At 71.6% G+C, this 14,121-nt stretch carries 12 protein-coding genes and 1 tRNA gene; 7 read left to right on the top strand and 6 right to left on the bottom strand.

Annotated features, from left to right (window positions below; translation table 11 throughout):
* Nucleotides 1-2: 2 nt before the first annotated feature.
* Nucleotides 3-764 carry an SDR family oxidoreductase gene (locus ABD350_RS21085; protein WP_344349786.1) on the bottom strand — a complete coding sequence of 254 codons (762 nt, stop codon included), beginning with the start codon at nt 762-764 and terminating at the stop codon, nt 3-5.
* 145 nt (nt 765-909) lie between these two features.
* Here ABD350_RS21085 and ABD350_RS21080 point away from each other — a divergent pair, with 145 nt between their 5' ends.
* Complete coding sequence (locus ABD350_RS21080) at nt 910-1,746, top strand: helix-turn-helix transcriptional regulator (protein WP_344349785.1); 837 nt, start codon at nt 910-912, stop codon at nt 1,744-1,746.
* A gap of 291 nt (nt 1,747-2,037) precedes the next feature.
* Here ABD350_RS21080 and ABD350_RS21075 read toward each other — a convergent pair whose 3' ends face one another.
* A complete protein-coding gene (locus ABD350_RS21075) occupies nt 2,038-3,429 on the bottom strand; it encodes a cystathionine beta-synthase (protein WP_344349784.1) in 1,392 nt (463 codons plus the stop codon).
* A gap of 161 nt (nt 3,430-3,590) precedes the next feature.
* On the opposite strand from ABD350_RS21075, the gene ABD350_RS21070 reads away from it, so the two are divergent.
* From ABD350_RS21070 to ABD350_RS21060, 3 genes are all read left to right on the top strand, one after another.
* The gene (locus ABD350_RS21070; protein ID WP_344349783.1) at nt 3,591-4,610 is read left to right on the top strand and encodes an SGNH/GDSL hydrolase family protein; all 1,020 of its coding nucleotides are present in this window, start codon (nt 3,591-3,593) and stop codon (nt 4,608-4,610) included.
* A gap of 237 nt (nt 4,611-4,847) precedes the next feature.
* Nucleotides 4,848-6,068 (top strand): acetyl-CoA C-acetyltransferase, encoded by a 1,221-nt coding sequence (locus ABD350_RS21065; RefSeq protein WP_344349782.1) that lies wholly within the window; start codon nt 4,848-4,850, stop codon nt 6,066-6,068.
* A gap of 290 nt (nt 6,069-6,358) precedes the next feature.
* Complete coding sequence (locus ABD350_RS21060) at nt 6,359-7,153, top strand: hypothetical protein (RefSeq protein WP_344349781.1); 795 nt, start codon at nt 6,359-6,361, stop codon at nt 7,151-7,153.
* 25 nt (nt 7,154-7,178) lie between these two features.
* On the opposite strand, the gene ABD350_RS21055 is transcribed toward ABD350_RS21060, so the two are convergent.
* A complete protein-coding gene (locus tag ABD350_RS21055) occupies nt 7,179-7,490 on the bottom strand; it encodes a hypothetical protein (RefSeq protein WP_344349780.1) in 312 nt (103 codons plus the stop codon).
* A 99-nt stretch (nt 7,491-7,589) separates the two neighbouring features.
* Between ABD350_RS21055 and ABD350_RS21050 the strand changes: the two genes are divergently transcribed.
* Nucleotides 7,590-7,820, top strand: coding sequence for a DUF4287 domain-containing protein (locus ABD350_RS21050; protein WP_030615555.1), 231 nt, complete (start codon nt 7,590-7,592; stop codon nt 7,818-7,820).
* Nucleotides 7,821-7,879: 59 nt separating this feature from the next.
* Here ABD350_RS21050 and ABD350_RS21045 read toward each other — a convergent pair whose 3' ends face one another.
* From ABD350_RS21045 to ABD350_RS21035, 3 genes are all read right to left on the bottom strand, one after another.
* On the bottom strand, nt 7,880-8,722 hold the full coding sequence (locus ABD350_RS21045; protein ID WP_344349779.1) for a Bax inhibitor-1/YccA family protein: 843 nt from the start codon (nt 8,720-8,722) through the stop codon (nt 7,880-7,882).
* 148 nt (nt 8,723-8,870) lie between these two features.
* Nucleotides 8,871-10,046, bottom strand: coding sequence for a 4-hydroxybenzoate 3-monooxygenase (locus ABD350_RS21040; protein ID WP_344349777.1), 1,176 nt, complete (start codon nt 10,044-10,046; stop codon nt 8,871-8,873).
* A 239-nt stretch (nt 10,047-10,285) separates the two neighbouring features.
* A tRNA-Leu gene (locus ABD350_RS21035) sits at nt 10,286-10,369 on the bottom strand.
* 414 nt (nt 10,370-10,783) lie between these two features.
* Here ABD350_RS21035 and ABD350_RS21030 point away from each other — a divergent pair.
* Together ABD350_RS21030 and ABD350_RS21025 are read left to right on the top strand one after the other, a co-directional pair.
* Nucleotides 10,784-11,554 (top strand): ABC transporter ATP-binding protein, encoded by a 771-nt coding sequence (locus ABD350_RS21030; protein ID WP_344349775.1) that lies wholly within the window; start codon nt 10,784-10,786, stop codon nt 11,552-11,554.
* On the top strand, nt 11,554-14,082 hold the full coding sequence (locus ABD350_RS21025) for an ABC transporter permease (RefSeq protein ID WP_344349774.1): 2,529 nt from the start codon (nt 11,554-11,556) through the stop codon (nt 14,080-14,082). The genes ABD350_RS21030 and ABD350_RS21025 overlap by 1 nt, the downstream gene beginning before the upstream one ends.
* The last annotated feature ends 39 nt before the right edge of the window (nt 14,083-14,121 follow it).

Here is a 14,121-nt window from a genome sequence, read left to right as displayed (position 1 = left end):
CCTCACGCCTGCCGGGTCGGCAGCACCATGATCTGGCGCAGGTTGACGTGCCGGGGGCGGCTGGCCGCGTAGGCGATGACGTCGGCCACCTCCGCCGCCGACAGCGCGCCGATCTCCGCGAACATCCCCTCCAGCTGCCCGGACAGCTCCGGGTCGCGGACGGACGTCTTCAGCTCGGTGTCGGTCAGTCCCGGCTCGATGTTGGTCACCCGGACGTCCCGCGGCCCGAACTCGGTGCGCAGGGACCGCGACAGATGCGTGACGGCCGCCTTGGTCGCCCCGTACACCGTGTAGCCGGGGAAGGTCAGATGGGCGGAGACGGAGGAGACGTCGACCAGGTCGGCGGTGCCGCCCCGGGCCGCGGCGGCGACCAGGTCGGCGGTGAAGGTACGGATGATCCGCAGTACTCCGGTGACGTTGGTGTCCAGCATCCGCCGCCACTCCTCCAGCCGGCCCTCCTCGACGGGGCCCGGCACCATGACACCGGCGTTGTTGACGACGAGGTCGGCGGCCCCGAAGACCTCGTGGATCCGGTCCCGGGCGGCCGTCACGGAGGCGTCGTCGGTGACGTCGGCGACCACGGCGAGCGCCTGCCCGCCGTCCGCCCGGATCTTGTCCACCAGCGCGTCCAGCCGGTCCGCGCGGCGGGCGAGCAGCGCCACCCGGGCGCCCTCGGCGGCCAGGCGCAGGGCGGCGGCCTCGCCGATGCCGCTGGCGGCCCCGGTGACGACGGCGGTACGGCCGGACAGGCTCTCGTACGACATGGGTGCTCCCTCAAGCTGCCGTCCGGGGCGGCTCCCCGGCGGTCGGCACCACTGTCACCGGGCCCGGGGACCGTACCCAGGGATGCGCTTTTCCTGGGTCTGCCAGTACCAGGACGGGACCGGCCCGGACCCCTACGATCGGCACATGGACGGGGACTGGACCGAAGCAGAGGTGGGCGACTTCCTGCGCTCGCGCCGCGCCCGCATCCGGCCCGGGGAGGTGGGGCTGCCCACGCACGGACGGCGTCGCGTGCCGGGTCTGCGCCGCGAGGAGGTGGCCCAGCTCGCGGGCGTGAGCGTCGACTACTACATCCGGCTGGAGCAGGGGCGGGGCACGCGCGTCAGCGACGCCGTCCTGGACGCGATCGCGCGGGTGCTGCGGCTGGACGAGACCGAGCACGGATATCTGCGCACGGTGGCGCGCCCGGCCCGGCGGCGGATGCGGCCCGCCGCGCCGACCCGGGTCCGCCCCGGGATCCGGGCGCTCCTCGACGGCATGGAGCGCAGCCCCGCGTTCGTGCTGGACCACCGCATGAACGTGCTGGCCTGGAACGCGCTCGGCGACGCGGTGAGCGGCTACGGCCGGATGACGCCGGCCGAACGGAACGTGCCCCGGCAGCTCTTCCTCGACCCCGACGCCCGGGAGCTGTACCCGGACTGGCCGGCCGTGGCCGCGATGGCGGTGGCCCATCTGCGGCTGGGCGCCGGCCGGTACGCCGACGACGCCGGGCTGTGCGCGCTGATCGGCGAACTCTCCGTGAAGAGCGAGGACTTCCGCCGGCTGTGGGCGGACCACGAGGTCCGGGAGTGCTCCTACGGCGTCAAGCGGATCCGGCACCCGGTCGCGGGCCTGCTGACGCTGCCGTACGAAACCCTGACGGTGCCCTCCCAACCGGACCAGACCCTCGTGGTCTACTCCCCGGAACCGGGCTCGGAGACGGCGGAACGGCTGGCCTTGCTGGGTAGTTGGGCAACCCTCTAGCCGCCGGGAGGACTGTCGCGGGGACCGCCGCACCCCCGTTGCCGGGGGGCGGGACGACGGCGGTCCCCGCGAGGGACGCGGCCCGGCCGGAACCGGATGTGCGCGTCCGTGGCGTCCATGGAGGTCCGGGAGCCGCTCCGGAGGTCCTGGCGCCGTTCGGCGCCGGCCCGGGCGGGGAGCCGTTCCCGCCCTGCCGACGCACTCCAATCTGCCGGACGCGTGTTAAGCGGGTGCTGCGCGCACGTGACACGCTCGTACCACTTGCGCGAACCCCGCCTGCGCCGAAGTCGGCTACTTGTTGCCGCCCTTGGCCAGGAAGGCGAGCAGGTCCTGCCGGCTGACCACGCCGGTCGGCTTGCCCTCGACCAGGACGATCGCCGCGTCCGCCTCGCCCAGCACCTGCATCAGGTCGCCGACCGGCTCACCGGAGCCGACCTGCGGCAGCGGGGAGCACATGTGCTTCTCCAGCGGGTCGTCCAGCGAGGCCCGCTTGCTGAACAGGGCGTCCAGCAGCTCCCGTTCCACCACGGAGCCGACGACCTCGGCGGCCATCACGTCCGGGTGACCGGCGCCCGGCTTGACGACGGGCATCTGCGAGACGCCGTACTCGCGCAGCACCTCGATGGCCTGGCCGACGGTCTCCTCCGGGTGCATGTGCACCAGGGACGGGATGGCACCGGCGGCCTTGTCGTTCAGGACGTCGCCGACGCGGGCGCTGGGGCCCTCGTCCTCCAGGAAGCCGTAGTCCGCCATCCACTCGTCGTTGAAGATCTTGCTGAGGTAGCCGCGCCCGCTGTCCGGGAGCAGGACCACCACGACGTCGTCCGGTCCGAGCCGCTCGGCGACCTTCAGCGCGGCCACGACGGCCATGCCGCAGGAGCCGCCCACCAGCAGGCCCTCCTCCTTGGCCAGCCGGCGGGTCATCTGGAAGGAGTCCTTGTCGGAGACGGCGACGATCTCGTCCGCGACGGAGCGGTCGTAGGCGGTCGGCCAGAAGTCCTCGCCGACGCCCTCGACCAGGTACGGCCGGCCCGAGCCGCCGGAGTACACCGAGCCCTCCGGGTCGGCGCCGACGACCTTGACCCGGCCCTCGCTGGCCTCCTTCAGGTAGCGGCCGGTGCCGGAGATGGTGCCGCCGGTGCCGACGCCCGCCACGAAGTGGGTGATCTTCCCCTCGGTCTGCTCCCACAGCTCGGGACCGGTGGAGTGGTAGTGCGAGAGCGGGTTGTTGGGGTTGGAGTACTGGTCGGGCTTCCAGGCGCCCGGGGTCTCACGGACGAGCCGGTCGGAGACGTTGTAGTAGGAGTCCGGGTGCTCCGGCGCCACGGCGGTCGGGCAGACCACGACCTCGGCGCCGTACGCGCGCAGCACGTTGATCTTGTCGGTGCTCACCTTGTCCGGGCAGACGAAGATGCACTTGTAGCCCTTCTGCTGGGCCACGATGGCAAGTCCGACACCGGTGTTCCCGCTGGTCGGCTCGACGATCGTGCCACCTGGCTTCAGCTCCCCGCTCTTCTCGGCGGCCTCGATCATGCGCAGGGCGATGCGGTCCTTCACGGAGCCGCCGGGGTTGAAGTACTCCACCTTGGCCAGGACGGTCGCCTGGATGCCCTTGGTCACGTTGTTGAGCCGCACCAGCGGGGTGTTGCCGACGAGGCTGATCATCGAGTCGTGGTATCGCACCGTTGTCTCCGGTCGCTGCAAAAAAGATGGGTTCGTAGTGGTGTCGCCAGCCTAAGGCCAGCCATGCGGGGAGCGCGGTCGTTCACTCCCCGTTGAGATTGACGCACGGTCCGTACGGGGCAAGGAGTGGGTGTACGGCTACGAGGAGGTGGCGGCGACGCATGACGAGCATGTCGAGGGCGCGGGTGGCCCGGCGCATCGCGGCCGGGGCGGCGTACGGCGGTGGCGGGGCCGGCCTGGTCGGTGTGGCCGTCGTGGGTCTGGTGCTGGCGGAGGTACGGCTGGCGCGGCGGCAGCTGGGCAACGGGCTCAGCGACCGGGTGCCGTCGGCCGAGGGCGTGTACGGGCACGGGTACGACATCCCGGGCGAACCGCCGCTGCGGCTGGCCATGCTGGGCGACTCCACGGCGGCGGGGCAGGGCGTGCACCGGGCGGGCCAGACACCGGGGGCGCTGCTGGCGTCGGGGCTGGCGGCGGTGGCGGAGCGCCCGGTGGAGCTGCGGAACGTGGCGGTGACCGGTGCGCGCTCGGACGACCTGGACCGTCAGGTGGGGCTGGTCCTGGCCGCTCCCGGGCCCGTCCCCGACGTGTGCGTGATCATGATCGGCGCGAACGACGTGACGCACCGGATGCCGCCGACCCAGTCGGTACGGCAGCTGTCGACGGCGGTACGGCGGCTGCGCACGGCCGGTGCCGAGGTGGTCGTCGGCACCTGTCCCGACCTCGGCACGATCGAGCCGGTGCAGCAGCCGCTGCGGTGGCTGGCCCGGCGGGCGTCCCGGCAATTGGCGGCGGCCCAGACGATCGGGGTGGTGGAGCAGGGCGGGCGGACGGTGTCGCTGGGGGACCTGCTCGGGCCGGAGTTCGAGGCGAATCCGCGGGAGTTGTTCGGGCCGGACAACTACCACCCGTCGGCGGAGGGGTACGCCACGGCGGCGATGGCCGTCCTGCCGACGGTGTGCGCGGCGCTGGGGCTGTGGCCGGCGGAGGAGGAACGGCCGGACGCGTCGCGCCGCGAGGGTTTCCTCCCGGTCGCGCGGGCCGCGGCCGAGGCGGCGTCGGAGGCGGGGACGGAGGTCGCGGCGGCGATGCCGGCGGGGCCGCGGGGGCCGTGGGCGTTGCTCAAGCGCAGGCGCCGCCGGCGCGTCCCGGAAGCCGAACCGGCGACTCCGTCGCCCTGACCGGCCCGACCCGGCCCGGCGGGCGGGTCGGGCCGGGCCGGTCGGGCCGTCGAGCCGGGTCGGGCCGGTCGGTCCGTCGGCGTGCCTGATCCGGGGTGCGGCGGGCGAGGGCCCGGCGCGCCAAGCAAGCGCTTAGAAAACTGCGGCCAGTGTCACACCGCGACACCGGTGACCTGGACCATACGGCCGGGTAACTTCCCAACCGGCCCTGCCCAACCTCCTTCCACTGGAGCCGTGATGCCCGAAGCCGTCATCGTCTCGACCGCCCGCTCCCCCATCGGCCGCGCGAACAAGGGCTCCCTGAAGGACCTGCGCCCCGACGACCTCACCGCCACGATCATCCAGGCCGCGCTCGACAAGATTCCCGAGCTCGACCCCGAGGACATCGACGACCTCATGCTCGGCTGCGGCCTGCCCGGCGGCGAACAGGGCCACAACCTCGGCCGCGTCGTCGCCGTGCAGATGGGCATGGACCACCTGCCGGGCTGCACGATCACCCGCTACTGCTCCTCCTCCCTGCAGACCTCCCGCATGGCGCTGCACGCCATCAAGGCCGGCGAGGGCGACGTCTTCATCTCGGCCGGCGTCGAGATGGTCTCCCGCTACGCCAAGGGCAGCTCCGACGGCATCCCGGGCACGCACAACCCGCTGTTCGCCGACGCCGAGGCCCGCACCGAGGCCGTCGCCCAGCAGGAGGGCACCACCTGGCACGACCCGCGCGAGGACGGCCTGCTGCCCGACCCGTACATCGCGATGGGCCAGACCGCCGAGAACCTCGCCCGCTGGAAGGGCGTCACCCGCCAGGAGATGGACGAGTTCGGCGTCCGCTCCCAGAACCTCGCCGAGCAGGCCATCAAGAACGGCTTCTGGGAGCGCGAGATCACCCCGGTGACCCTCCCCGACGGCACGGTGGTCAGCAAGGACGACGGCCCGCGCGCCGGCGTCACCCTGGAGGGCGTGGCCGGTCTGAAGCCGGTCTTCCGCCCCGACGGGCTCGTCACGGCCGGCAACTGCTGCCCGCTCAACGACGGCGCCGCCGCCCTCGTCATCATGTCCGACACCAAGGCGCGCGAGCTGGGCCTGACCCCGCTCGCCCGGATCGTGTCCACCGGCGTCTCCGGCCTCTCGCCCGAGATCATGGGCCTCGGCCCGGTCGAGGCCAGCAGGCAGGCCCTGAAGCGGGCGGGCCTGACCATCGACGACATCGACCTGGTCGAGATCAACGAGGCCTTCGCCGCCCAGGTGATCCCCTCCTACCGGGACCTGGGCATCGACCTCGACAAGCTGAACGTCAACGGCGGCGCCATCGCCGTCGGCCACCCCTTCGGCATGACCGGCGCCCGCATCACCGGCACGCTCATCAACTCGCTCCAGTGGCACGACAAGCAGTTCGGCCTGGAGACCATGTGCGTCGGCGGCGGCCAGGGCATGGCGATGGTCATCGAGCGCCTCAGCTGACCTGCGGCCCACGGCCCGTAGCGGGCCCGGCACGGTACGTCACGAAAAGGCCCAGAACCGGGGAAACACCACGGTTTTGGGCCTTTCCGTGACCCAATCTCCCCCAGGATGTGACCTATCTCGCTCGCCGGGCACATCACCGCAGGTCAGCGGCGATCGGCTCGCCGTACGGCGAATCCACGTGCCGTACGTCCTGTCCGATTCGTGACGTTACGCACTGACAGTTGGTTAGTCCGCCCTTCAAGCTGATGTAGGAAGTCGGGGGTCGACTTTGAACCGGGAGTACGTCAGTGAGCGCCATGCCTATCGCCCTGCTGCTCACCACGGCAGCCACCGGCGCCGTGGGCGTCGCCGTCCTGCGCACCGTCCTGAAGCTGCGCCGCCAGCTCACCGAGCTGCAGCGGCAGCTCGCCGACGAGCAGGCGGTCACCGCGCGCGCCCTGCTGCCCGGCGCCCGGTCCGCCGCCGACGCCGACCGGATACGGGCGGCCGTGGCCGAGGCGCTCGCCGAGGAACGGGAGCGGGAGCTGGCCGAGGCACGCGCCTTCTGGGCCGCCCAGGAGGCCCGTGACGCCTCCGACGCGCCGATGCTGTTCGGCCTGCCCGAGGGCGATCTCTTCATGCCCCGGCAGGCGGACTTCGCGGGCCTGGAGCCTCTGGAGCCGGTGTCCGAGCCGACCGTCGACGCCGAGGAGTTCTCCGGAGGCGAGTCCGCGGAGCTGGCCGCCGCCCGCCGTCGGCACCCCTCGCACCCGGACTTCGTCCCGGCGCAGCCGCCGGCCGTGGGCGACCACGAGCGCACGGTGGCCGCCCTGGAGGAGCTGGCCGCCGAGCAGGTGCGGCTCGCCGACGTGCGCCCCGGCCCGCTGGGCACGCTCGACGTCTATGTCTTCGCCGACGGCACCACGCTGTGCATGACCCCGGGCCACCGCGAGACGGCGGAACGGCTGGCCGCGGCCCTGGAGTCGGGTGAGACGCCGTACCTCCTGGGCGGCTCGGGCGTCTCGGGCGCCTACACGCTGACCTTCGCGTGCGGCGAGGACATGGTGTACATCCTGGCCGACCGGGTGATCGCGTCCCTGTAGCCCCCGGGGTACCCGCGGGGGAGCCTCAGACCCCGGCGCGCTGCCGCGCCTCCTCCACCCGGCGCACCGCCTCGGCGACCTGTTCGTCGCTGTCCAGCACGACAGCGAGGTCGTGGGCGGCCACCAGGATCTGGTCGGCGGCGGCGAACATCCCGGCGTCCGGCATCTCGCGGGGCTCGGCGCCGGGCGCCTCCTCGCGCTGGGCCCACCCGGACAGCTCCCGGGCCAGCGCCAGCGCCTCCGCCGCGGCCCCGCGCTGGAGCCGGCTCTGCGGTGCGGCCCGCAACCGGTCGGCGAAGTGATCCACTGCTTGGGTCAAGGGCGTCGTATCAACCACCCGCCGAGCGTAACGTGCCGCACTGTTGCCAATACGCGAACGCTCAGGCACGGTGACGTGAAGGACCGGCTTACATCCCCTTTGTGTCCGGAGGCGCCGATGTCCCACGTCTTCTCCGAGGAGACCCACCGCAACCTGCTCGCCCGTATCCCGCACTGCACCGGTCGTGAGGTGTCCGACTGGCTGCGTGCCGTAGAAGAAGGCCCGGCCCTGTTCCGCTTCGAGGAGAAGGTCAGCTGGCTCCGGCACGAGTACGACCTGGCGTACGGCCACGCCAAGGCGATCGTGCACGAGTACGACCTGAGGAGGGCGGCGCGCAGGCTGCTGTGAACGCCGGAGTGCCCCGGGTGGGTCACCCGGGGCACTCCGTCCGTCCTGACCGACCGGCGCTAGTCGTTGCTGCTGAAGATGGCCACCAGGCGCAGCATCTCGACGTAGATCCACACCAGGGTCATGGTGAGGCCGAACGCGGCGAGCCAGGACTCGCTGCGCGGGGCGCCGTAGGCGATGCCGTCCTCGATCTGCTTGAAGTCCAGCGTCAGGAAGAACGCGCCGAGCACGATCGCGAAGATGCCGACGATCGCGCCGAGCGGGCCGAAGCTGCGCAGCCCGCCGTCCTCGGCGACACCGAACGCGACCAGCAGCAGGTTGACCGCCATGACGACCATGAAGGCGATCGCGATGGCGAGGCCGATGCGGGCGTAGCGGGCGGTGACGCGGATCCAGCCGGCCTTGTAGATCAGCAGGGTGGCACCCGAGACCGCCATGGTGCCGAGCACCGCCTGGAACGGGGCGCCGCTCCAGCGGCTGTTGAACATCTCGCTGAAGACGCCGAGGAAGACGCCTTCGAAGGCGGCGTAGCCGAGGATCAGCGCGGGCGACGCGGTGCGCTTGAAGCTCTGCACGATGGCCAGGACGAACGCGACCAGCGCGGCGCCGACGGCCAGGCCGTAGCTGGTGCCCGAGACCGGCAGCAGCGCCCAGGCGAGGACGGCGCCGACGGCGACCGTGCCGAGCGTGAGAGCCGAGCGGACGACGACGTCGTCCATGGTCATCCGGTCGGTGCCGGCCGGGGCCTGGACGTCCGCCTGGGCGTACGGGTTCTGGGCGTAGGGGTTCTGCGCGTACGGGTTGCCCTGTGCGTACCCGGCCTGCGGTGCGGTGTTGAAGCCGGCGTAGCCGTTGTCGCGGCTGAAGCCCCGTCGCGAGAAGACCGGGTTGCTGCTCCTCATTTCACTCCTCCATGACTGCCGAGTGCAGTCTTGGCTCAAGAGTAATGGATTGGCAAAGGACCGACCATGATACTTGAGGAGGATCCTTCCCCTTGCATGCTGCGCAACACGCTACGCGCGCGTCCGATTCCCGGCCAGGGAGGGGCGGCTAACCGAGCGGGAACCCGGTGTACGCCTCGGCGAGGTCGGTCTCGGCCGCGCGGGAGGAGGCGATCCGTTCCAGCCGGGCGAGCTGGAGCCGGGCGTCGAAGGGGGTGGCGTCCGGGGCGGGGTGCAGCAGGGTCGTCATGTCGTAGGAGAACCGTTCGGCCTGCCAGACACGGCGCAGGCAGGTCGCGGAGTAGGCGTCGAGGAGGTCCGGGGAGCCGGTCTCCCGCTCGTGGACGAGGGCCCGGGCGAGGGTGACGACGTCGCCGACGGCGAGGTTCAGGCCCTTGGCGCCGGTCGGCGGCACGATGTGGGCGGCGTCGCCGGCGAGGAAGAGCCGGCCGTGCCGCATCGGCTCGTGCACGAAGGAACGCATGGGGGTCACCGACTTCTGGGTGAGGGGGCCGCGCTCCAGCCGCCAGCCGTCGTCCGTCTCCAGCCGCCGGTCCAGCTCGTCCCAGATCTCCTCGTCGCTCCACTGCCCGGCCTCCGTCCCCGCGGGGACCTGGAGGTAGAGCCGGGAGACGGCCGGGGACCGCATGGACAGCAGGGCGAAGCCGCGCTCGTGGCGGGCGTAGACGAGTTCGTCGTGCGAGGGGGCGACGTCGGCGAGGACACCGAGCCAGGCGTACGGGTACGACCGCTCGAACACCCGGGAGACCTCGGCCGGGAAGGCGCCCCGGGCCACCCCCCAGAACCCGTCGCAGCCGACGACGTACTCGCACTCCAGCACGTCCTCACGCCCCTGATGGCGGAACGGGATCCGCGGCCGGTCGCCCTCGGCCCCCTCCACGGCCAGCGCCTCGGCCTCGAACAGCAGCGGTCCGCCCTCCTCGAGCCGGAGCGCGATGAGGTCCTTGCAGACCTCGGTCTGGGCGTAGACGGTCACGGAGCGCCCGCCGGTGAGCGCGGGGAAGTCGACGCGGTGCCGGCGCCGGTCGAAGCGCAGCTCGATCCCGTCGTGCCGCAGTCCCTCGCGGTCCATCCGCTCCCCGGCCCCGGCGGCGCGCAGCACGTCGACCGTGCCCTGCTCCAGGATCCCGGCCCGCTGCCGCCGCTCGACGTAGGCGCGGTCACGGCTCTCCAGGACGACCGACTCGATCCCGGCGCGGTGGAGCAGCCGCGCGAGCAACAACCCGGCCGGCCCCGCCCCGATGATCCCCACGGTGGTACGCATCGACCGTCCCTTTCTCTTCACGCTTCCCGTCCCGCTGTTCGCCAGGTGAACTTTTCTTCACCGGCTGCCCGCGAGTCTCCGCCTGGCACTTCCCCCTGTCAATGGTCGCGACCGTCCGCGCCCGGCGAGAGCGGGCGCCGAACCGGGAGGCGCGTACGGAAGAAACGGAAAGAACGAAAGAAACGGAACACCGCCACACAACGACCAGAACCGTGCAAAAGGTGCCGTATGGCGGAAAGTGCCCGGAGCCGGACTCGAACCGGCACGCCCGCGAAGGGGCAGCGAGGTTTAAGCTCGCCGTGTCTGCATTCCACCATCCGGGCTTGCCAGGGGCTCCGCAACGAGGGTCCGAGCCTATCGGGACCCATCCCCCGAACAGCGGACGGGTGGGCCGATGTTGTCTTATTTTATTGACGTCTGAGGGTGCATCAGCGGACGGAACGAGCCATCCGCACTTGCCAATAGCGTGCCGTGAGAGGTGCGCGCGCGTACGCGGAATGACGGAATTTCACCGCACGAACCAGACCGGTCCACCGGTTAACGGGATACCGGACGGCTGTCGGGGCCCCCGGCGCCTTCTCAGGGTCGGCCGTCCTCCCCAGGTATGACACGACGGCTCCTCGTCCGACCCCAGTCGCCCCCCGGAACCGGAACAGCGTCTGACTCCGGGCGCGCACCGCGCCGGGACGATGGAACGGTCCCCAGGAAGCACGTCGTCCCGACAGGAGCACCGTCCCGTGACCACCACACCCACCGCCGGCCGGACCACCGCCGTAGCCGCGCGCGCCATGGAGCTGTCGAAGATCTACGGGCAGGGTGAGACCCGGGTGGTCGCCCTGGACCGGGTCTCCGTCGACTTCCGGGCCGCCGAGTTCACCGCCATCATGGGACCGTCCGGCTCCGGCAAGTCCACGCTGATGCACTGCGTGGCAGGTCTGGACACCTTCTCCTCCGGGTCCGTGCGGATAGGCGACACCGAGCTGGGCTCCCTGAAGGACAAGCAGCTCACCAGGTTGCGCCGGGACAAGATCGGCTTCATCTTCCAGGCGTTCAACCTGCTGCCGACGCTGACCGCGCTGGAGAACATCACCCTCCCGATGGACATCGCCGGGCGGAAGCCGGACAAGGCGTGGCTGGATCAGGTCATCCAGATGGTGGGCCTGTCCGGGCGTCTCGGCCACCGGCCCTCCCAGCTGTCCGGCGGCCAGCAGCAGCGCGTCGCCGTGGCCCGGGCCCTCGCCTCCAAGCCGGAGATCATCTTCGGTGACGAGCCCACCGGCAACCTGGACTCCCGCTCCGGCGCCGAGGTCCTCGGCTTCCTGCGCAACTCCGTGCGCGAGCTGGGCCAGACGGTGGTCATGGTGACCCACGACCCGGTGGCCGCCGCCTACGCGGACCGGGTGATCTTCCTGGCCGACGGGCGGATCGTCGACGAGATGTACGGCCCCACGGCCGAGTCCGTCCTCGACACGATGAAGCAGTTCGACGCGAAGGGCCGTACCAGCTGATGTTCCGCACCGCCCTGCGCAACGTCCTCGCGCACAAGGCCCGGCTCCTGATGACCGTGCTCGCCGTCATGCTCGGCGTGGCGTTCGTCTCCGGGACGCTGGTCTTCACCAACACCCTCTCCGACGCCTACCAGAAGAGCTTCGCCAAGGGCTTCGACCAGGTCGACGTCGCCGTACGGCCCAAGTACCAGGATTCCAAGGGCGACCAGGTCGGCAAGGACGCCGAGCTGACCCAGGCCCTGCTGGACCGGGCCGCCAAGGTCCCCGGGGCCGCCTCCGCCGCCGGGGTCGTCACCGGCTTCACCGCCGTCGCCGGCAAGGACGGCGAGCTCGTCGGCGGCGACTGGCAGTCGGCCGGCGGCAACTACTGGGGCACCAAGGACCCCCGCTACCCGCTCGTCAGCGGCCATGCCCCGCACGGCAAGGGCGAGGTGCTGATCGACTCCGCGACGGCCGAGCGGACCGGCTTCAAGGTCGGCGACACCGTGCGCCTCTCCGTCGACGGCCCGGTCCTCACCCCCACCATCAGCGGCATCTTCCGCACCGACGACGGCAACGTGGCCGCCGGCGGCAGCCTCACCCTGTTCGACACGCCGACCGCGCAGTCCCTGTTCGGCAAGAAGGGCACGTACGACGAGATCGACGTACGGGCGGCGGCCGGAACCAGCCAGGAGACGCTGAAGTCCGCGCTGGACAAGGCCCTGCCCGCGGGGCTGGTGGAGACCACCACCGGTGAGCAGCTCGCCGACGACCAGGCGGTGGCGATCGCCGATTCCATGAGCAGCCTGAAGCAGAGCCTGCTGGTGTTCGCGGGCATCGCCCTGTTCGTCGGCACCTTCATCATCGCCAACACCTTCACCATGCTGGTCGCCCAGCGCACCCGTGAGCTGGCCCTGCTGCGGGCGGTCGGTGCCTCCCGCCGCCAGGTCACCCGTTCGGTGCTCGTCGAGGCGCTCGCGGTCGGCACGGTGGCCGGCGTGGCCGGTCTGGCCGCCGGTGTCGGCATCGGCGCGGGCCTGCGCTCCCTGCTGGGCGCCATGGGCGAGACCGTGCCCGACGGGCCGCTGGTGATCAGTCCCGGCACGGTGGTGGCCGCCCTCGCCGTCGGCATCCTCATCACCATGCTCGCCGCCTGGCTGCCCGCCCGCCGGGCCGCGAAGATCCCGCCGGTGGCGGCGATGAGCAGCCTGCACGCCAAGGCCACCACCAGGTCCCTGGTACTGCGCAACACGCTCGGCTCGCTGTTCGCGGCCGCCGGCATCGCGGTGGTCCTCATGGCCACCCGCATGGACGCCGACGCCGCCCAGGGCCCGATGGGCATCGGCGCGGTCCTGCTGATCATCGGTGTGTTCGTGCTGACCCCGCTGCTGTCCCGCCCGCTGATCGCCGCCGCCGCTCCGGTGCTGCGCGCCTTCGGGGTGTCGGGCAAGCTGGCCCGCCAGAACTCGGTGCGCAACCCGCGCCGTACCGCGGCCACCGCCTCCGCGCTGATGATCGGCCTGACCCTGATCACGGGCATGACGGTGATGGCGGGCAGCCTGCAGACCTCCATCGACCGGCTGGCCAGCTCGGCGATCCGGGCCGACTACGTCGTCTCGATGGCCAACCGCGGCCCGCTCTCCCCCGACGTGGCGAAGAAGCTCGCCACCGCCGACGGGGTCACCGTCAGCAGTCCGCTGCGCAACGCCGAGTCCCGTATCGACGGCGGCACCGAGTGGCTGACCGGCGTCGACGGCGCGGCCATCGGCAAGCTGACCGACCTGAAGGTGACCGAGGGCTCCTTCACGGTGGGCGGCACGCGGATCGTCGTGGACGAGGACCGGGCCGAGGAGCACGGCTGGAAGCCCGGTTCGCAGGTCACCGCGCACTTCGAGGACGGCGCCGCCCGCCGGCTGACCGTCGCCGGGGTCTACGAGGGCAACGACATGATCAACGGGATCATCCTCGACAACAAGGTCCTCACCCCGCACCTGAGCGACCCCGCCGACATGCAGGTCATGGTCAAGATGGCGGACGGCGCGTCCGACGCGGCCAAGGACGGTCTGGTGAAGACCCTCGGCATCAACCCGGCGATCAAGATCCAGGACAAGCAGGACATCTCCCATGAGATCGGGAATGTGTTCACGCAGGTGCTGAACATGGTCTACGGCCTGCTCGGCATGGCGGTGATCGTCGCCGTGCTGGGTGTCGTCAACACGCTGGCCATGTCCGTCTTCGAGCGCGCGCAGGAGATCGGCATGCTCCGTGCGATCGGCCTGGACCGCCGGGCGGTCAAGCGGATGGTCCGCCTGGAGTCCCTGGTGATCTCCCTGTTCGGCGGCGTGCTGGGGCTCGGCCTGGGCGTGTTCTTCGGCTGGGCGGCCGGGGAGCTGCTGGCCACGAAGATACCGACGTACGAACTGATCCTGCCGTGGGGCCGCATGACGGTCTTCCTGCTGCTGGCGGGTGTGATCGGCGTCCTGGCCGCCCTGTGGCCGGCCCGCCGCGCGGCCCGGCTGAACATGCTCGCGGCCATCAAGGCCGAGTAGCCGGCCACAGACGGAGCAGTCGGCGTACGACGGCGCAAG

The organism is Streptomyces nogalater, from assembly GCF_039532885.1.
Classification (GTDB): Bacteria; Actinomycetota; Actinomycetes; order Streptomycetales; family Streptomycetaceae; genus Streptomyces; species Streptomyces nogalater.
This window is presented reverse-complemented; position numbering and strand designations above follow the sequence as displayed.

Coding starts and splice junctions, on each gene's coding strand:
- ABD350_RS21085 (WP_344349786.1), bottom strand. CDS start 764: ATGTCGTACGAGAGCCTGTCCGGCCGTACCGCCGTCGTCACCGGGGCC.
- ABD350_RS21080 (WP_344349785.1), top strand. CDS start 910: ATGGACGGGGACTGGACCGAAGCAGAGGTGGGCGACTTCCTGCGCTCG.
- ABD350_RS21070 (WP_344349783.1), top strand. CDS start 3,591: ATGACGAGCATGTCGAGGGCGCGGGTGGCCCGGCGCATCGCGGCCGGG.
- ABD350_RS21065 (WP_344349782.1), top strand. CDS start 4,848: ATGCCCGAAGCCGTCATCGTCTCGACCGCCCGCTCCCCCATCGGCCGC.
- ABD350_RS21050 (WP_030615555.1), top strand. CDS start 7,590: ATGTCCCACGTCTTCTCCGAGGAGACCCACCGCAACCTGCTCGCCCGT.
- ABD350_RS21045 (WP_344349779.1), bottom strand. CDS start 8,722: ATGAGGAGCAGCAACCCGGTCTTCTCGCGACGGGGCTTCAGCCGCGAC.
- ABD350_RS21040 (WP_344349777.1), bottom strand. CDS start 10,046: ATGCGTACCACCGTGGGGATCATCGGGGCGGGGCCGGCCGGGTTGTTG.
- ABD350_RS21025 (WP_344349774.1), top strand. CDS start 11,554: ATGTTCCGCACCGCCCTGCGCAACGTCCTCGCGCACAAGGCCCGGCTC.